Source organism: Butyrivibrio sp. AD3002 (assembly GCF_000420905.1).
GTDB lineage: Bacteria > Bacillota > Clostridia > Lachnospirales > Lachnospiraceae > Butyrivibrio.
The window spans coordinates 1-19,793 of record NZ_ATVV01000031.1; the positions used below are offsets into that span (position 1 = coordinate 1).

The following is a 19,793-nucleotide window of genomic DNA, read 5'->3' on the forward strand; positions in this document are numbered from 1 at the left end:
TATCTCAACTATCTTGGTACTACAAGCCAAATCTCATACCCAGATACTCACAATATCTACTCTATCTTGGTCCAACAAACCAAAATCCATACCCATATATCTTCCATTTATCAACTATCTTGGTATTAAAAGCCTACCCCTCATGCCCAGATATCCGCTATATCTCTTCTATCTTGGCATCACAAGCACAATCTCATACCCAGATATTCACTATATCCACTCTATCTTGGTACAACAAACAAAAATTCATACCCAAATATCAACCAAAGTACAAATATCTTGGTCCACAAACCTCCACATACGTGAAAAACCTTCATATGCGTAAAAGCCTCCACATACACAAATAGCCTCCCCACGCGCCACATTGTTCCTAGATTCAGAGCCGGAGGTAATAACCCAGCCACCGCGTAGCGGCTTTGCCCTTGATGGCACGAAAAATAACTGCTACACTGCTGCTATCGACGGGAAAACCTATTGTTCCTGAGTTCTTCGCCGTCGGTGACAAACCCACAGCAGTTATTTTTTGCGCTGTCAAGGGTGGCGTCCGCACACCTCAGACAACGCACACACCACATTCACGCAATCAAGCAATAGCGTCCGCCTTCTCAGACCTACACTCATACACCACTATACCCAAGCACCAATCTCTCTAATCATTAATCACAAGCCCCAGTGTTCTTGCTTTAACCGCAAGTTCAAGCCTTGTGTGATAGCCTGTCTTCTGCAGCATATTTGAAATATGCATCTTTACAGTGGATGCTTCAACACACAGCTTCTCGGCAATTTCCTTATTAGAGGCACCGGTCACAAGTTCTCTTAGAATCTCGGTTTCTCTCTCAGTAAAATCAGTGCTCTGCGCGTTTCCGACCGTGACCTTCATATGTTTGCTTGGATAGACGGATTCGCCTTTCATCGTGCGCTCCATTATCTCGCGTATCGGCTGTTCCTGAACCTCCTTTTGCCAGAAGCTCTCGACGCCGATCTCCTTAGCTCTCTTTTCGTAAGAAAGTTCCGGCATGGACGTCACAATGATAATCTTAATGCCCGGCTTTTTTTTCTTTATCTTCTCTGCGGCCTCAAGCCCGCTCATACTCCCGGGGAACAGTACGTCAAGTATTACAAGGTCTGCGTCATGCGCTTCAAGAAAATCAAGTGCTTCTGTGGCTGTGGCAAAAGAAGCTCGCATCTCATAGCCTTCCATGCCATCCACAGCGCTCTCGAATATCTCTCTGATCATCCTGAAATCTTCAGCAATCACAACCCCGTACGACACTGACTAATCCTCCTTGGGCAAAATAATCTCCATGCAAAATTCGGGTGATGTGTATATTTTCATACTTCCGCCCACGCTCTCAATATCATGTCTGAGATTCCTTAGGCCACCCTTTTCCTCAATCTCTTTCTCCGGTTTCTTTCCATCATTTAGAAATGTAAGGATATAACTTCCGCCGGTTTCCTTAACCTTTATTGTAGCAAGTTTTCCGTCCGCGTGCTTTAACGTATTTCCAATATGTGCTGATATTGCTGAATCAACCACCGGAATGAGCTTAGTTTCCTTTGGCAGTTCTCCTACTATCTGCAGTTTAATGCCGAGTTTGTCAGCCTCCTTGGAAATCACATAATAAGGAAGTTCCCATTCTTCCTGTTCTTCGTTCAAAAGATGCCTGATATTATCCTTCCAAAGGTAAAGAAGTTCATCCCTGTCAACGCTCTGCGGCTCAGCAAGGTACCTTCTTGCTATGAGAATGCTCTGACCTATATTGTCATGAAGCGCAACCTTAAGCTGCAAAAGCTCACGGCTCATGGTCAGGTATTCTATTGTTCCAAGCAGAGCCTTAAGTCTGGTGTTTAGCTGCGCTGCCTTTGTTCGCCTCTCCTCAAGCTCCTGAGTAAGAGCATATTCTCTGCTGACATCGGCCGCAATTATCTCAGGTATTTCCTTATTTTTTATGAAAAGTTTCTGCTTCCTTATGCTATAGGTTCTGCCATCCGAGCATCTTACAAGTGGAGCTTTCCCCTCAGAAACAGCCATTGCAGTTTCTGTTTCATTTAGCCTGTTGCAGAACTCGTTTCCATTGGTAACCCCTTTTCCGAACAGATCCACACTTATGTCCTGCATGGTCTGATTTACCATAAGCGGCATACCATCATTATCGTTGTAATAACAAAGGCCTGTCGGAAGCATGTCAAAAGCTTCCTTCACCGACATTGCAGAAATATGTGTCTCCTGCCATTTCCCTATTATATACTGCTGTGCTACCGCAATGAAAAGAAGAAGTATCTGAATAACCAAAAGAACCGGAAGCGGAAGCTCAAACTTTATCACATATAAACCTATATGGTGCATATCAAGAATCTGTAACAGCAGATTGGTAATAAGTGTCGCCACAATTGAAGCTATAATGTTTATCCTGCTTCTCTTTAAAAACAGAGACCTTATCGTATTATAGATAAAAGTCATCAGAATAATATACGTTACAGTGAGTATCATTCCTCTTGAGGCTAACGAAAGATTTCCAAAGGTCATACTTCCACCTCCTTTGAAACAGTCACATAAAAAGTATCATCTTCGTTTCGGATAGAAAGCCTGCTTCCAAACTCCGTAAGCTCGCTCTTCTTCCAGTCCTGAGTAATAGTGCATACAGGCGAGTCAAAGATTATGGTAATCTCAAAGCGTTCGTTTTTCTCTAGTCTGACCATGCATGAATGAATGCTGTCCCATGCATCTTCCATCAGTTTCTCAAAAAGATCGTATGTAAATATTATAAACGAAGATGGCATATCTTCCACCATGTATTCCATAAGTTCGCAGCTAATACCGTTAAGCCCCATATAGTCCATGGATTCCCTGATAGCCAGGCATAGCTCCGCAGTTGAAACAATAGGGTTCTCATCAGATATAAGCATAAGATTTCCCATACGCTTTATGAATGCACTTAAGAAAGTTGCATAAATCAAATTCGCCCTTGAAACAGTTCCGCTTTCGTCCTTTTCCAAAAGCTCATAGACACGTGCAGCCTGCGGCCTTACAGCATTAGCTATACTGTTGTAAAGTCTGTTCTTGGTCTCAAATCTCACACGCTGGGCGCGAACTTCATTCTCCTGACGAATGAGGTCATTCTCTTCCTCAAGCTCCTCGGTTACCTCCGAGATTTCTTCGTTCAGCCTGTTTATAGATGACATGTCTACAACCCAGTTTATGTATCCTCCCGAAATAAATTCCTTTTTTATTCTATGATCCTTGTCCTTTTCATTGGGATTCCAGTTTTTAGAAGTCAAAATTGCCCTGCCGTCAGCATCGCAGATAGCCGCATTTATTCCGGAGTAATCAAACAAAAGCTCATACCCAGTGTTTGCGGGAATAAAGCCTATCTGAATTCCACTTTCAAAAATCGTGATAAACGGGAAGCAGAATGCTTCCTGAAGATGATATATTTTTTGTCCAAAAAGAACCGGCGAACCGCCTACAACAATATAAATAACAAGCAGGGACATTCCTATCACAAGCCATATTGCAGGAATATACCAGGATTTTCTGGCTGATGAAATGCTGCATCTTTTCATGAAAACAACAAGTGAGCCTATACCCAGTACTGCCATCCATGCAAAGACAAGAACATATCCCCATTTTCTGCTGTATTCAATAGGTTCCTCACCGTAGAAACTGAATACCTGCTTATGAAAAGAATTCGTCATGACAAATATCACCAGCATGACCTCTGCCACCATTAATATCCGCTCAGCTATCCGGACACGCTTTATGCTTCTGACAGGCTCAGTGTACAGTGCCGCCATCATGCCAAGGAGCGGAATTGCCGTCATAGGAATATAGTAACCATACCAGATATATGTGCTTATAATAGGACAATCATCAAAGAAATTAAATCTGGATACGCGCAGAACAAAAAGAACGACCATAAAGCCGCAGACATAGAGAAGTCTTTTTTTGATTGCACCATTAAGGATTCTGCGCCTGACCATCAGTCCCCAGGCGATGAACAGCATGCTGTACAAAATGGATGAAATATGATCAACATATGGATACAGTGGTTTATAGATATCGAAAACAAAAGCCGCTACAGCTATCCCGCAAAGGATAGCCAGCACTTTTTTATTTGTTAACCCAAATCTGTCCAATCACACCCTCCCCCGGCAATAATAGCCTTCCACAATATTGTATCACTAATACTTCGTCGATAAAATTGCGATATTTAGTATAGAATGATATATAACCATTGTAAAAGAATCTATTATTTCTTACTACCGCCAAATGGTGGTAATTGGGTGATTAAACTGTTTTTCATGCTATATCAAAATGCTCTTCAACCGAAGGAAGCTCATTCGCAGAGATTTCAAGCGTTACCTGGCCTTTTTCATATCCGGCGCGGATAATAGCCATCGCCCGGCCGCGGAATGTTACGGTTCTTCCATCGGTGTAATTATCCTCGGTTACCGGATTTGCTGAGCCAAACCCTGAAAGGACTGCAATATCATGCCTCTCCTCATTTCGCTCGGTCTCAGCATCATCCGTCAGTTTAGCTTCTATTGCAATTTCTGCATCGGGAATTATATTTCCTTCGCCATCAACAATTTCTATTCCGACATAAATAAGATCGTGACCGTCAGCCTTCATCTCTTTCTTTTCGGGAACAAGACGTATACGGTCAGGCTCTCCTGTAGTTGTTAAAACATCCCTGCTTACTTCCTTTCCGTCTAAGAAGCTTATTGCCTCCACTTTTCCGGGTTCATATGTTGTATTGAAGAATGCGCAATTCGGCATAGGACGTTCAACAGATACAGGCTTTCTTCCGAGTGTTTTGCCGTTCACGAATACTTCAACCTCATCCGCATTTGAGAATACGGCAAGTCTTACCGGCTCATCTTCATATCCTGCATAATTCCAGCATGAAGCCAGTGCCGGGAATCCCCACAGTGTCATCATCTCAGTCTTTCCATAAGTATCAGGATGCATTGAAAACAGATGTGTTTTCCCGCTTCCCCAGACGATGCTTCTGTACGCACCTTGTGGCAGCATGTGTCCCGTAATATCAAAATCGGCATCATTGGCAAGACGCCAGGGATATGGTGATCCGCTCGGAGGCATAAGATACCAGCCACCTGTCTTTACACGCTCGTCATCGGCTTCAATATAATCAGCCTTTCCTATTCCGGCTTCTCCGATATAATCCCATGCAGTCCACGTGAACTCTCCTATTACGTAGGGCAGTTTTTCCACAAGAGGCCATCTAAAGCCTACTTCTTTAGGAAAATTCTCTGATCCCAGTATTACTCTTTCAGGAAACATCTTATGATCGCGCTCATAGATATCCTCCATGTAGTTGTATCCCACTATATCAAGCCCGTTGGTGAAGGGTTCCGTCATCGTCTCCCAGCTTCCGTCATTAAGACCATTTGCGGAATTCTGCTCCTGACTCTGATTTTTCATAAGTTTGTCATCCAGGCCACTCCAGAAGGAACAAATTCCGTTGCTTACAGGTCTTGATCCGTCCAGTCTTCTGATAGTCTCCGCAAGCTGCGTTGCAAGTGTATAGCCGTTATCAAGTCCCCCTCTCTCCGGTATCTCATTTCCCGTTGACCATAGGATAACAGCAGGATGATTTCTATCTCTTCGGACAAAATCAGTCAGATCCCTTTTCCAGTCTGTATCAAAGAACTGACTATAATCTCCACCTCTCTTTGCCATTCCCCACGCATCAAAGGCCTCATCGAATACATACATTCCAAGTCTGTCACAAGCCTCTATCAGAGCTGCAGATGGCGGATTATGCGCAGTTCGTACAGCATTGAAACCTAATTCCTTGAGCTTTTTTATCTTTCTTGCTTCAGTCTCATATAAAGAAACAGCACCAAGAAGTCCATTGTCATGATGAAGGCAGCCGCCTTTGAGTTTTACTGACTTCCCGTTAATCCTTAGTCCTCTTATTGCATCCGCAGTGATTGTTCGAACTCCAAAAAGTGTCTCAGCCTCATCAATCTCATCGTTTTTCTTTGGAATGAAATGTGTACGGTATACTCCAAGGCTCTTAACACTTGTCTTTACTCTGTATAGATTCGGATTATCCGCATCCCAAAGTTTTGGATTATTTAAAATCATTGCCATTCTGGCGTTCTCTGTTTTTCCGGGGTTTATCTGTATAACGCGTTTCGTAGTAGTCTTTACAGCACCGGTATCCTCTTCACAAATTGACACAGTAACTTCAACCAGACTGTTTTCTGTCGTGGAATTTTGAACTTCCACATTGGCCTCCAGAAAAGCGTTTCCCTCACTCACTTCCTTCGTGTATACAAAAACTCCGTTCTGAACAACATGCACTCTGGGCCCGCAGCAGATCATAACTCCTCTGTAAAGTCCTGATCCTGTATACCAGCGTGAGTTAACATGCATACTGGTATTGCAGTTTATCGTTATCCGGTTTTCCTCTCCAAAGGTTACGTAATCCGTAAGATCTACATAAAACGGAGCATAGCCATAGTGCCGGCTGCCAACCTTACACCCGTTTACATCAACTGTCACATTCATCATTGCACCGTCAAAAGAAAGACCTACGCAGCCTTTTTCCCATTCCTTGGGAATAAAAATGTTTTTAGTATAATTTGTGAGACCGCCTTTGAAATACCCGCTGTCAGACTTAGCAGGCGCATCCGGTGAAACCGGTGTTCCTATCATTCCATCATGAGGAAGATTAACTATTTCACCCGGGTCCTCCTCCAGCATTCCAAGTGAATCAATAAAGCTTCTTCTGAAAATCCAACTGTCATCGATGCATATGCTCTTCATTTTATCCCCCAACCTCCGCTTAATATGCGATGTCTGGTTTCTTGCTTTATATAATTATCCTAAATTATCAGTCAAAGCAGTCCTCGCCAAATCTGACTCTTGCGTAGGCCTTGATAGCTTCAACGCACTTTTCAAAACCAAGCTTACCACTGTCGAGACAGAGGTCATAATTCAAAGCATCGGTCCAGACATGGCCTGTATGATATTCATAGTAGTCTGCTCTTGCCTTATCAATCTGAGCAATATATTTTTCAAGGTCCTTTCCCGTGAGGGGCTGAACCTTGCCTGCTTCCTGCATGAGGAAATCCTGATCAGCATGAACAAATACGCTCATGACATTGTCGTAATCCTTCAACACAAAATCTGCACAGCGTCCGATGATTACGCAGGGCTCTTTCATTACGGCAAGCATCTTAAGTGCATTTGCCTGATAGCTGAAAATGTCCTCATCTGAGGCAACATTATAATCGCCGGGCTTTTTTACTTTTCCGTCATAAACCTTGGGCCCCAGCGCTATCTTGTTCTTCCAGTTGTTTCTCACTTTCTCGTCGGCATCGACAAAATAGCTTTCGTTTATTCCGCTGATGTCTGATGCAACCTTGGAAAGTTCCTTATCATAATAGTGAATGCCAAGCTCTTCGGCGAGCATTTTTCCTACGGTGCGTCCGCCGCTGCCGTACTGTCTTGCAATAGTGATGACGATGTTTTTCATGTTTACTCTCCCAGATATGCCTTCTTAATTGCTTCGTCGTTGAGAAGATCGCTTGCCGGACCTTCCTTGACGATGCTTCCTGTCTCGAGGACATAAGCTCTGTCAGCGATGGTAAGTGCTTTTCTCGCGTTCTGCTCAACAAGGAGCACGGTAACGCCATCCTTGTTCACGTCCTCGATGATACTGAAAATCTCATTTACAAATATCGGTGAAAGTCCCATTGAAGGTTCATCCATTAATATTATATCAGGATGTGACATGAGTGCGCGACCCATTGCAAGCATCTGCTGCTCACCGCCTGAGAGTGTTCCCGATATCTGGTTCTGCCTCTCCTCAAGTCTCGGGAATCTCTTGAATACCATTTCAAGGGTTGACTGGAATTCCGCGGCGTCGTTTCTGGTATAAGCTCCCATTTTCAGATTCTGTAAAACGGTCATATCCGCGAAAACGCGTCTGCCTTCGGGTACCTGCGCCATTCCAAGAGATACGATTTTGTGCCCCGGTGTTGTCACAAGATTTTTATCCTTATAGATTATCTCACCCTCCGAGGGCTTAAGAAGTCCCGAGAGTGTATGAAGTGTTGTTGTTTTTCCGGCGCCGTTTGCACCGATAAGAGCTACGATTTCTCCCTTATCTACATGAAAAGAGATGCCCTTGAGGGCCTTTATAACGCCGTAGTTTACGCTTAGATTTTTTACATCAAGTAAAGACATTTGTTCTCCTAACCCCTCATCCGGCACTTCGTGCCACCTTCCCCCAGTGAGGGAAGGCAGAGAGTGTATTACTTCGTGCCACCTTCCCCCAGTGGGGGAAGGCAGAGAGTGTATTCTATCTGTTATTCACCAAGGTACGCCTTAATTACTTCCGGATCCTGCAAAACTTCCTTGGTCTCGCCCTGTTTTAATACCCGGCCGAAGTTGAGTACTGTGAGCTTCTCACAGATTCCGGACACGAGCTTCATATCATGCTCGATCAGCAGGATCGTCATGTCGAATTCCTTGCGGACTAGGGCGATGGTCTCCATGAGCTCTGCTGTCTCGTTAGGGTTCATGCCTGCCGCGGGTTCATCGAGAAGAAGGAGCTTCGGTGATGTTGCCATAGCTCTTGCGATCTCGAGCTTTCTCTGCTTACCGTAGGGGAGGTTGCTTGCAAGGACGTCCCTCTCCTTATCTAGATCGAACACCTTGAGGAGCTTTAAAGCCTCCTCGTCCATTTCTTTTTCAAGCTTTCTGTATTTTCCGAGATGCAAGACACTCTCAAGTGTGCTGTACTTGAAGCGCTCGGTCAGTCCGACCTTAACGTTGTCGATCACCGACATCTGGTGAAACAGTCTGATATTCTGAAAAGTTCTTGCGATTCCGGCGTGATTTATCTCGATGGTATTTTTCCTTGTGATGTCCTCACCGTCGAGGCGGATAATGCCTTCGTTCGGCTTGTAAACACCTGTAAGAAGGTTGAATACCGTGGTCTTTCCTGCACCGTTAGGTCCGATGAGTCCGTAGAGCTCGCCCTTTTGTATCTCAAGGGAAAAGTCATCAACGGCACGAAGTCCTCCAAACGCAATACTTAAATTGTTAACCTGAAGTAATGTCATAATTACGCATTCCTTTTAATAAATTTGTGTGCTACTTTTTCTCTCCACTCTATCGCTGCGGGTGCCCAGTTAAAGAGCATCATTGCAATAAGCACGATTGAGTAGATAAGCATCCTGTAGGTATTAAGACCTCTGAGCATCTCAGGAAGAAGGTACAGGATCGCAGCCGCAATGACTGAGCCCCTGATATTTCCGATTCCGCCAAGCACCACATACACAAGGATCATGATGGAAGCATTATATCCAAAGTACTGTGAGGTCGCCGTAAGTGATGTGATATTGTGTGAAAAGAGCACGCCTGCAGCACCTGCAATTGCAGCCGAAATTGTGAAGGCAAGCATTTTATACTTGGTGACATTGATGCCTGCGGATTCAGCCGCGATACTGTTGTCACGAACTGCCATGATAGCACGTCCGTCCCTCGAGTTCATGAGGTTAAGTACCACGAAAAGTGCAAGCAAAAGTACAACAATTGCGATGGTAAAGTTCGCATCTCTGGGGGTACCTGTGATTCCCATGGCTCCGTTTATTATTACCTGTCCGTCGGGCTCCATTCCGAGATCCATTACATTATTCAGTGAAATGTGAGGTCCCTTTGAATCAACACCGAAGTAGATTGCATTTATAACGTTTTTGATAATCTCACCAAACGCCAGAGTGACGATGGCGAGGTAGTCTCCCTTAAGTCTTAGTACGGGAATTCCTATTAAAAATCCGAACAGCGCAGCAAATGCGATTCCCACAACAAATGCGAGGAAAAATCTCGGCGCTGCCGGCAGAGTATTCTGAGTCAGTTTTGAGAAAACAGCACTCGCAAATGCACCTATACACATAAATCCGCAGTGGCCTATACTGAGTTCTCCAAGGATTCCGACGCAGAGATTAAGCGCAACGGCAATAACCGCATAATAGGTCATGGGTACGAGTAGTCCCTTCAAATGGCTTGAAAGGTTGCCGGTTTTCATAAGTATCTCCATGATCAGATATAACGCGATCACGATTCCGTAAGTTATAAGTTGGTCTTTGAATTTTTTCTTTGTCATGGCGGTTACACCTTTTCCTGAATCTTTTTACCTAATAATCCCGTAGGTTTAACGAGCAGCACTACAATGAGGATTCCGAAAACAATCGCATCCGAAAGCTGTGAGGAGATGTAGGTTCTGCTGAGAATCTCAACTATACCGAGCACCAGTCCTCCGATCATTGCGCCTGGAATTGATCCGATTCCGCCGAATACCGCTGCCACGAAGGCTTTGATTCCGGGCATCGCACCAAGGTAAGGTGAAAGCGACGGATATGCTGAGCAAAGAAGTGCTCCCGCGATAGCAGCAAGAGCTGAACCTATTGCAAAGGTAAGGGAAATGGTTTTATTTACATTTATTCCCATGAGCATAGCTGCGCCTTTGTCCTCGGCAACAGCAAGCATAGCCTGTCCTTCTCTTGTCTTGTGGATGAAAAGCTGAAGCACAATAAGGATTACCACACTTGAAAGGATGGTAATAATTGTTACTCCCTGGATTTTCAGATCACCACCTGCAAAGGAAAGTCCCTGCCATGAAACAACCGATGAAAACGATTTGATATCTGCTCCGAAAATAAGAAGAGCAAGATTTTCAAGAAAATAACTGACACCAATTGCAGTTATAAGAACAGCCAGAGGAGAAGCTGCGCCTCTCAGGGGCTTGTATGCCACCTTCTCCGTTGTGATTCCGAGCAGTGTACACAGAATCACTGCGGCGATAAGTCCCACGACGGTATTGCCACTTAATGTGGAACAGATTGTAAAAATGACATAACATCCCACCATGATGAAATCACCGTGTGCAAAATTCAGCATTTTGGCAATTCCGTATACCATAGTGTAGCCAAGGGCGATAATAGCATAGATACTCCCCAGACTAAGTCCGTTAATCAGATAGATCAAGAAGCTCATATTTCCTCCAACAAAGATTTGTAAATATGGAACGAGGAATGCCTTTGACAGCATTCCTCGCCACCTCGCGATATGAAAATTATATCAAAAAATAATCTTTTATAACACTATTATTCTGCTGTAACGTAAGCGCCGTCCTTAATAACAACAGCCTTAGGCTCCTTGTTGGGCTCGCCGCTTGCATCCCATGTCATAGTGTCTGATGTAAGACCTGAAGCTGTGATTGTAACAATCTTGCCCTTTACAGCCTCGCAGAGATCGCTGACACTCATATCAGGTGTAGCACCTGCCTCTTCAAGGCACTGCTTAATGATGTAAACTGCATCGTAAGCGTCTGCTCCGAACTGGTTAGGTGTCTCGCCGTATTTTTCCTTGTAGTTCTTAACGTAGTTAACTGTGAGATCATCTGTTGCATCAGCTGCGAAAGGTGTAAGAAGCATAAGTCCTTCTGCAAGTGATGTATCGAAGTTCTCAACTGTAAGGATACCATCCATACCGTCTACACCGAAGAATATAGGAGCATATCCCATTGTGTTAGCCTGTGTAAGGATAAGTGATGCCTCTGTATAGTAGATAGGAAGGAACAGAAGCTCTGCGCCTGCGTCCTTAGCCTTCTGAAGCTGAACTGAGAAGTCTGTCTTGGAATCAGCTGTGAAAGCCTCAGCAGAAACTACGTCAAATCCCTGATTAACAGCTTCCTGTGCAAATGTCTGATAAATACCTGATGAATATACATCTGAGCTGTCGTAGATGATAGCAACCTTGGATGCAAGCTTGTGGCTTCCGATGTACTGTGCGGAAGCAAGACCCTGGTTAGGATCTGAGAAGCATACACGGAAAACATTGTCATAAGCTACGCAGTCAGCAGCTGAAGCTGAAGGTGTAAGCTGGAACATATTGTCCTCATGTGTGTTCTCACTAACTGCGAGTGAGCAAGCACTTGTTGTTGAACCAACAAGGAACTGCATCCCCCAGTCCTTAAGTGTGTTATAAGCGTTTACGGACTTCTCTGCGTTAAGCTCGTCGTCCTCACCCTTCATCTCAACCTGATATCCGTTGATACCACCGTTAGCATTGATCTCATTTACTGCAAGTTCTACCGAATTAACAACAGCAAGACCATATGCAGCAGCACCACCTGTAAGAGGTCCGATTGAACCGATTTTAAAAGTAGCTCCGCTTGCTGAACTCTCAGTAGCTGTGCCCTCTCCTGTAGATGCTGTGTTACCGCCTGCATTGCCGCCGCAACCTGCAATTGTTCCTGCAAGAAGTGCTGATGCTGCAAGTAAACTGATCACACTCTTCATCTTCTTCATAATTTGTCCTCCTCGTTTTTACGAATGTTACATATACTATGTTACGCACATTTATAATTGCTTATACATGTATACAATGTAATTAGTTAAAACTTTACAGTATTAAAGTAATTATGTCAACTACCATTTGGGCCGACAGCAATTTACGAATCACCTTATCATGCCAACCGCTTCCTGAATTGAAGAAACTCCGATGATCTTAATATCCTTGAAAGCACTCTTAAGTTTTGCCTCTGCGGACTTTGGAACAAGGCAGGTCTTAAAGCCCAGTCTTGCTGCCTCTGACACTCTGATGTCAGGCATATTGACAGAGCGCACCTCTCCCGAGAGTCCGACTTCACCGAAGGCAATCACGTCATCCGGAATAGGTCTGTTGCGGAAACTCGATACAATTGCCATACACATCGAAAGGTCGAGTGCCGGCTCTATGAGCTTCATTCCGCCTGCGAGGTTTATATAACAGTCATAGGAGGAAAGTTCCAGACCTACACGCTTTTCAAGAACTGCCATTAAGAGATTAACTCTGTTATAGTCGGTTCCGTTCGCCTGGCGTCTTGGGAAATTAAAATTGGTGTGACTTACCAGCGCCTGAATCTCTATAAGAATCGGTCTTGTTCCCTCGATGGAGCAGGTAACCACTGAACCGCTGGCATTTTCCGGCTTTCCTTCAAGCATGAACTCCGAAGGATTCTCGACTTCCGCAAGTCCTTCCTGCCTCATCTCGAATACACCTATCTCGTTTGTGGAGCCAAAGCGATTTTTAACAGCTCTTAATATTCTGTATGAGGCATGTCTGTCACCCTCGAAGTAGAGCACGGTATCCACCATGTGCTCGAGGACTCTGGGACCTGCCACGGTTCCTTCCTTTGTCACATGTCCAACAATGAAAATCGAGACCCCAAGCTGCTTGGCAATACGCATAAGAACAGCCGTTGACTCCCTTACCTGGGATACGCTGCCGGGAGCAGAGCTCACGTTTTCATTGAACATCGTCTGAATAGAGTCGATAATGACTACATCCGGATTCTGCCTTCTGATGGTCTCCTCGATCGTTCCGAGATCTGTTTCGCACAGCAATGTCATATCGTCTGTGAACTCGCCAATTCTGTTGGCACGAAGTTTAATCTGCTGGAGCGATTCCTCTCCCGAAATGTAAAGAACTTTTCTCTTGTCAGCCGCAAGGAGCCTTGCTGTCTGAAGAAGCAGGGTTGATTTACCGATTCCGGGATCGCCGCCCACAAGTGTAAGGGAGCCCTTGACCAGGCCTCCTCCGAGAACTCTGTTAAGTTCACCGATGTGGGTGTCGAATCTGTCCTCTTCATTAAGAGTGATTTCCGAAAGCTTCATAGGCTTATTCTGCGCCTCGCCGCTTCCTGCAATACCGCTAATGTTTCTCTTGGACGATTTTCCTGTCACCGAGGGTTTTATCGTCTCCTCCACGAAGCTGTTCCACTCCTTACAGCCGGGACACTGCCCCATCCATTTTGCGGACTCATAACCGCAGCTCTGACAGAAGAATACTGTTTTTATCTTTGTTGCCATAATTTATTTCATTACCTTTTCTTTTATATTTGTATTTTTTATTGAAAAAAAGATGTTACTGCACTATCGTACTTAGGACTGATAAAAGCCAAAAAATTCTGGTGAGTATAAACCATCGGCTCAGTGCTGGGAAACACGTGCGTAAGTCTCCATATGTAAACACCTATGGTTATGGTTGCTACTATTAACAGCGGATATTTAAGAGCGTTAAAACTCTTCCCCTTAACATATCGCTGATAAGCTCCGATTATCAGCACCACGATCCAAAACGGATACGAAGGATTGTACTGCATCGCCCTTATCGGATGGAGCGTGATGAAACTGATAAGTGCTCTCGTCATCCCGCACCCGGGGCACGGAAAGCCTGTCACAATCACCATGGGGCAGAAACGATGAAAAATCAAAGTAACCGCAAACCATGCAAACACAATTACCAATATCGGAAGGCCATTATGCCGGATATCCTCTTTTATGCGATTTTGAATCAGTGCCATTTTTTCTCCCGGCATATAAAATATCCTTGCTTTCCATAGTTTTTGAAGTGCATCATAGTCTTCATTCTACACCAATCTTGTATCATATATAAAGAGGGCTGCATCGCAGCCCTCTTTCATATTTTATTTATGAATTTCTACTTTTGATGGAGCGTTTCCAAGCGGAACACTGAAGCTCAGCTTGCCTCCTACTCCTGTTTGCATCGGTCCGATATTTTTACCGTCCACAAGAATGTGGTAATCAGTATTCTCCTCCAGTCCGACTGTTATCTGTGCATCTCCCGGTCCTTCAACCTCAAAAGAAACACCGTCCTCCTTTTCCTTGAAGTGTGTAACCGTTGTTCCCGGAACTGATTCATATAGGAACATCTCATTCTGCTCAAGCTTGGTAATGTCCTTGAAGGTCTTAACCTTTAAAATATTGCCCTCATACTCGAAGTTATCGAGCTTGTTCTTCTCAGGCAACTCATAATTACCAAAGCTGAAGGTTCCATCAGCTTCCGTCCTCAGCAACTGCTCTACGACAGCCATTTTCTACCTCCTGTTTTGATTACTCCGGTCATCAGCAGCATTTGAGGAACTGCTGACGTCCTTTGTAATAGTACAAAATGTTTTTACTGATATAATTATAAAGCATCCGAATCAATAATTATATTAAATATTTATGAATCATTTGGTTTTCTTGGAGACAGCTTTCTTAGCCGGAGTTTTCCGGGCTGTAGTCTTCTTTGCGGGAGCCTTTTTTGCAGGAGTCTTTTTTGCAGCAGCCTTCTTAGCAGCGGGCTTCTCCGCATCCTTCTGCGTAAATACTACCTTTTCATCCTTAAGGCCGATCGTAACCTTGCTGTCGCGCTTAATCTTGCCCTTCAAAAGCTCCTCTGCCATCGCGTCCTCAATTACGGACTGAATAGCTCTCTTAAGAGGTCTAGCACCCATCTTGGCATCTGAATACTTCTTTACAAGGAACTGCTTTACAGACTGTGACATCACAAGGTCGATGCCCAGCTGATCCTTGCATCTCTTGGAGAGATTCTTGCTAAGCAGGGTAACGATCTCCATCATTTCTTTCTCATTGAGAGGATGGAATACCATGATCTCATCGATACGGTTTATGAACTCGGGTTTGAAAAGTCGTTTAACCTCCTCCATAACCCCGCTCTTCATGTTTTCATAATCCTTCTTCTCATCGGAAGCGGTGTCGAAACCAAGTCTCTTTGGCTCAACGATTCTCTGGGCTCCGACGTTTGAAGTCATGATAAGGATCGTATTCTTGAAGCTCACCTTGCGTCCCTTGGCGTCAGTTATATGTCCGTCGTCAAGCACCTGCAGCAGCACATTGAAGATGTCAGGGTGCGCCTTTTCTATCTCATCAAAGAGGATTACGGAATAGGGATGACGTCTGACCTTCTCTGAAAGCTGGCCGCCCTCGTCATAACCCACATATCCCGGAGGTGAACCGATCATCTTGGATACGGAATGGCCTTCCATGTACTCCGACATATCAACTCTTATAAGAGCGTTCTCGTCGCCGAACATCGCCTCAGCGAGAGCTTTTGACAACTCTGTCTTACCTACACCGGTGGGTCCCAGGAAAAGGAAAGAACCTATAGGTCTGTTGGGATCCTGAAGGCCTACCCTGCCTCTTCTGATTGCCTTGGAAACCGCAACAACTGCGTCCTCCTGGCCGATGACTCTCTCGTGAAGGATTTTCTCAAGCTTGAGGAGTCTCTCGGATTCCTTCTCCGCAATCTTCTTAACCGGAATCTTGGTCCACATAGCAACAACTTCCGCGATGTCATTCTCGGTAACGATGTAGTCGGAATTCTTCTCTCTCTTATTCTCAGCGTTCTTCTTACGGTTGTACTTCTTGATAAGGGCTTCCTGTTTGCGATGCACTTCTCCGGCACCTGCGAAATCCTCTTTCGCCAGAAGATTCTCAACCTCAGAATCCATCTCCCTAATCTGCTGTTCCATCTCACGGATGCCCGAAGGAGCTCCGGTTAAGCGAAGCCTTACTGCGGAAGAAGCCTCATCTATAAGGTCGATGGCCTTATCCGGAAGGTTTCTGTCATTTATGTAACGGCTGCTGAGATCAACCGCTGCCTGAATTGCTTCAGGTGTAATTTTCACATGATGATGCTCTTCGTACTTGCCCACAATTCCGTTGAGGATTGCAAGAGATTCGTCTCTGTCGGGCTCCTCGACGTTTACGGGCTGGAAACGTCTCTCAAGAGCGGCATCCTTCTCCACATACTTGCGGTACTCAGTGATGGTGGTCGCACCGATCATCTGGATCTCGCCTCTCGCAAGTGAAGGCTTTAAGATATTGGATGCGTCGATAGCACCCTCAGCACCGCCCGCACCGATAAGTGTATGCATCTCGTCAACAAAAAGGATGATGTTGCCGTCATCGATAACTTCGCGAATAACTCTCTTGATTCTCTCCTCGAATTCTCCTCTGTACTTTGAACCTGCAATCATTCCTGAAAGATCCAGTGTCAGAAGACGCTTATTCTGTACTGTAAAGGGAACATCTCCTGCCACAATTCTCTGGGCAAGTCCCTCAACCACTGCCGTTTTTCCTACACCGGGCTCACCGATAAGGCAGGGATTATTCTTGGTTCTGCGGCTGAGTATCTGGATCACACGCTGAATCTCATTATTTCTTCCGATGATGGGATCAAGCTTGTTATCAGCTGCGAGTGCAGTAAGGTCGCGGCTGTACTGTTCAAGGGTTGAAGCCTTTTTCTTGGAATTGTTTTTCCTTCCGAGGTCTTCTTTTACCAGATTGGCGTCCTCACCCATTGCTGCCAGCGTCTCCGCATATATCTTCTGGATAGACACATTCATGGTGCCGATAAGGCGCACCGCAACATTCTCGCCTTCCTTAATAAGTGCGAGAAGGATGTGCTCTGTACCGATTCTATCTGCATGGAATCTGTCCGCCTGTCTCTCGGCCTCCTCCAGAACGTTCTCGGCTCTGGGTGAAAAGCCCTCCTTATCAAGAAGCGTCAGATTGCCGCCCTCAACGATCAGGTCCCTTATGATGTCCATCATCTTATCTTCATTGATGCCGTTATCGATAAGGATTCTGGAAGCCACACAGCCTCCGGTTTTTATAAGTCCTATGAGAAGATGCTCGGTACCCACATAGTTGAGCTTTAAGGTTCTCGCTGTCTTCCTTGCGAGCTTAAGCGCTTCCTGGGCCTTCTCTGTATATTCTTTATTCAAGTAAACTCCTTCCTGTTACCTGTATCAGGGTTCTCTTATGAAAAAATGCCCCGTGGGTAACCTGTTCAAGTATTATTTCTTAGAATTGTTTGATGAGATATTCATCACTCATACTGCTCGTAGATGCTGTCAACGAGCTCGTGAATCTCATTCCTGGTGACGCCCTTGCACATGGCCCTCGCCAGAACGACGCTTAGCATGTCATGCGCCTCATCCAGTGCCTCAAGCTTGTTCAAATCGATTGCAATGATGGCACCTCTTCTTCTGTCAATCTTGACGAATCCCTCCTGCTGCAATATGGAATACGCCTTATTGACGGTATGCATATTTATACCAATCATCTCAGCAAGCTGTCTCACACTGGGGAGCTGCTCACCCTCCCTGAACTGAGACGTGGCAATTCCCATAATAATCTGATTGCACAGCTGTACATATATCGCTTCATCACTGTTAAAATCAATCTGGATTACCATTTTCGCCTCCTTTTCTGTGATACGTCTAGTATAACAAAGAGGAATTTAAAGTCAATAGAAGTAATTTCCTAAATACAACCAAAAAAACCGCACGGCGCGCCGTGCGGTAGAAGAATACTTCGTGTAATTAGTACCTCGTTAAGTATTTAGGGTTTGTCATCATCATCCAGATCAAGGAATTCAAACTCGAAATCCTCATCATCAAGAAGGAAGTTACGAGAGCCTCTACCCTTATTATTAGGTGTGATGGTCTGTCCCGGTTTGGGTTGCTCTGCACGCTCACGTGAAGGTGCGGGACGCTCCGGTTTTACTTCAGAAGCCGTTCTTCCTGACGGTCTGTCGGGTGTAAGAAGAGAAGCTGCGGAACCCATAGGTGCGCTCTTTCTGGGAGCTGAAGGGCTTACTGTTCTCTTGCTGTCAGCTACTGTTCTGCCGTTGCTGCCGCGATCTGTTTCACCTCTGTCAAAGAACTTCTTAGCGGGTTTCTGGGACGGAATATCGTCATACTTGTGCTTCTTCTGAGCTGTTCCCTCATCTTCTTCATCTTCGTAGTACATGTAATCACGAAGCTTGTAGATGAGAAGAAGAACTCCGAGAACCAGAATAGCAATTACAATTGCCATACCGATAAGGGCACCCTTGAGCTTCTTAACCTGTGCCTCAAGTGCCTTGGACTGCTGTCCTGCCTTAGCATAATCAAGAAGGTCGCTAAGCTTAACCTGTGTTCCTTCAACATTATCATAAAGGTACCAAACTTCGGTGCCTGTTCCATCATCCTTATATGCAAGTGAAAACTCGCCGTTTCCTACAACTGCAGGCTCTGCTGCGGGCTGTTCTGCAGGCTGTTCTCCCTCTACGGGAGCTGCTTCTGCACCCTCAGGTGCTGCTTCGCCCTCTGCCGGCTGCTCACCATCTGCGGGAGCTGCCTCGCCTCCGTCAGCTGCTGCCGGAGCACCTATCTGAAGAAGGTCTGAACGAACAAAACCTGTTCTTCCGCTGGTTCCAAACTGTATCTGGTACCATTTATTATTGTCAGTTCCTGTAGCCTCACCGGTTACGGTAACTGCATCGCCGTTCTTAACTGTTCCTACTGAGCTGTATCCTGTACCTGCTCCGCTTCTGACATTTGCACTTGCAACTGTAATTGTAGCTGTCTGTGCATCTACAGCTGTAACCTGTGTCTCAGGCTGAGCTGCTGTTGAAGTTGCAGCATCAGTACTCGGTGTTGCTCCTTCCTTGGAAACCAGATCACTTCTTACATATCCGAATTCAGTATCGTTAATGTAAATTCTGTACCATACATATCCCTGAGAATCAGTGGTCTCATCAACGATATCAACCTTGTCCCCCGAATCAAGACTTGATACCTGTGAAGATGACGTACTCGCCTCGGATCTGACCTTAACATTGGATGAGGTTATGGTTCCTGTGGCAGCGAGTGCTGATATCGGCATGCTAAGCGCCAATGCTCCTGCCGTCAGAACGGAAGCTGCACTAATCATCACATTTCCAATTCTATTCCTAAACATACTTTTCTACCTCCGGTAACAAGTGCAGCTTATACATCTGCACATAATTATTCAATTCAAATATCGAAAAACTCAATATTTGGTGTCATTATAACACATAACCACTACATTTACAGCCTATTTGTAATATTTTTGAAATATTTTGCTGGTTTCATTTAAATCCCCTCATC

Annotated in this window: 16 protein-coding genes; all 16 read right to left on the reverse strand. The window is 45.0% G+C overall.

Translation table 11 applies throughout. From position 1 onward, the window contains the following. Positions 1-649: 649 nt before the first annotated feature. Positions 650-1,273, reverse strand: coding sequence for a response regulator transcription factor (locus G596_RS0117035; protein ID WP_022763029.1), 624 nt, complete (start codon positions 1,271-1,273; stop codon positions 650-652). A gap of 3 nt (positions 1,274-1,276) precedes the next feature. Further along, positions 1,277-2,527: a hypothetical protein gene (locus tag G596_RS0117040; protein WP_022763030.1), complete on the reverse strand. Its 1,251-nt coding sequence runs from the start codon at positions 2,525-2,527 to the stop codon at positions 1,277-1,279. Beyond that, the gene (locus G596_RS0117045; RefSeq protein WP_022763031.1) at positions 2,524-4,137 is read right to left on the reverse strand and encodes a hypothetical protein; all 1,614 of its coding nucleotides are present in this window, start codon (positions 4,135-4,137) and stop codon (positions 2,524-2,526) included. Before G596_RS0117045 ends, G596_RS0117040 begins: the two co-directional genes overlap by 4 nt. A gap of 163 nt (positions 4,138-4,300) precedes the next feature. Next, positions 4,301-6,799: a glycoside hydrolase family 2 TIM barrel-domain containing protein gene (locus G596_RS0117050; protein WP_022763032.1), complete on the reverse strand. Its 2,499-nt coding sequence runs from the start codon at positions 6,797-6,799 to the stop codon at positions 4,301-4,303. Between the two features lie 67 nt (positions 6,800-6,866). After that, positions 6,867-7,511 (reverse strand): cytidylate kinase-like family protein, encoded by a 645-nt coding sequence (locus G596_RS0117055; protein WP_022763033.1) that lies wholly within the window; start codon positions 7,509-7,511, stop codon positions 6,867-6,869. Positions 7,512-7,513: 2 nt separating this feature from the next. Then, the gene (locus G596_RS0117060; protein WP_022763034.1) at positions 7,514-8,224 is read right to left on the reverse strand and encodes an ABC transporter ATP-binding protein; all 711 of its coding nucleotides are present in this window, start codon (positions 8,222-8,224) and stop codon (positions 7,514-7,516) included. 122 nt (positions 8,225-8,346) lie between these two features. After that, entirely contained in the window at positions 8,347-9,105 is a 759-nt protein-coding gene (locus G596_RS0117065) for an ABC transporter ATP-binding protein (RefSeq protein ID WP_022763035.1), read from the reverse strand. Between the two features lie 2 nt (positions 9,106-9,107). Further along, the gene (locus tag G596_RS0117070) at positions 9,108-10,148 is read right to left on the reverse strand and encodes a branched-chain amino acid ABC transporter permease (protein ID WP_022763036.1); all 1,041 of its coding nucleotides are present in this window, start codon (positions 10,146-10,148) and stop codon (positions 9,108-9,110) included. Between the two features lie 5 nt (positions 10,149-10,153). Continuing rightward, entirely contained in the window at positions 10,154-11,038 is an 885-nt protein-coding gene (locus G596_RS0117075; RefSeq protein WP_022763037.1) for a branched-chain amino acid ABC transporter permease, read from the reverse strand. Positions 11,039-11,148: 110 nt separating this feature from the next. Then, on the reverse strand, positions 11,149-12,345 hold the full coding sequence (locus tag G596_RS0117080) for an ABC transporter substrate-binding protein (RefSeq protein ID WP_026671404.1): 1,197 nt from the start codon (positions 12,343-12,345) through the stop codon (positions 11,149-11,151). A 159-nt stretch (positions 12,346-12,504) separates the two neighbouring features. Then, on the reverse strand, positions 12,505-13,896 hold the full coding sequence (gene radA / locus G596_RS0117085; protein ID WP_022763039.1) for a DNA repair protein RadA: 1,392 nt from the start codon (positions 13,894-13,896) through the stop codon (positions 12,505-12,507). 38 nt (positions 13,897-13,934) lie between these two features. Continuing rightward, positions 13,935-14,390 (reverse strand): DUF2752 domain-containing protein, encoded by a 456-nt coding sequence (locus tag G596_RS0117090; RefSeq protein ID WP_022763040.1) that lies wholly within the window; start codon positions 14,388-14,390, stop codon positions 13,935-13,937. A 123-nt stretch (positions 14,391-14,513) separates the two neighbouring features. Then, positions 14,514-14,921 carry a hypothetical protein gene (locus G596_RS0117100; RefSeq protein ID WP_022763042.1) on the reverse strand — a complete coding sequence of 136 codons (408 nt, stop codon included), beginning with the start codon at positions 14,919-14,921 and terminating at the stop codon, positions 14,514-14,516. 138 nt (positions 14,922-15,059) lie between these two features. Then, positions 15,060-17,621, reverse strand: coding sequence for an ATP-dependent Clp protease ATP-binding subunit (locus G596_RS0117105; protein ID WP_022763043.1), 2,562 nt, complete (start codon positions 17,619-17,621; stop codon positions 15,060-15,062). Between the two features lie 104 nt (positions 17,622-17,725). After that, positions 17,726-18,094 carry a GntR family transcriptional regulator gene (locus tag G596_RS0117110; protein WP_022763044.1) on the reverse strand — a complete coding sequence of 123 codons (369 nt, stop codon included), beginning with the start codon at positions 18,092-18,094 and terminating at the stop codon, positions 17,726-17,728. Positions 18,095-18,240: 146 nt separating this feature from the next. After that, positions 18,241-19,623: an SH3 domain-containing protein gene (locus G596_RS0117115; RefSeq protein WP_022763045.1), complete on the reverse strand. Its 1,383-nt coding sequence runs from the start codon at positions 19,621-19,623 to the stop codon at positions 18,241-18,243. Between the last annotated feature and the right edge of the window lie 170 nt (positions 19,624-19,793).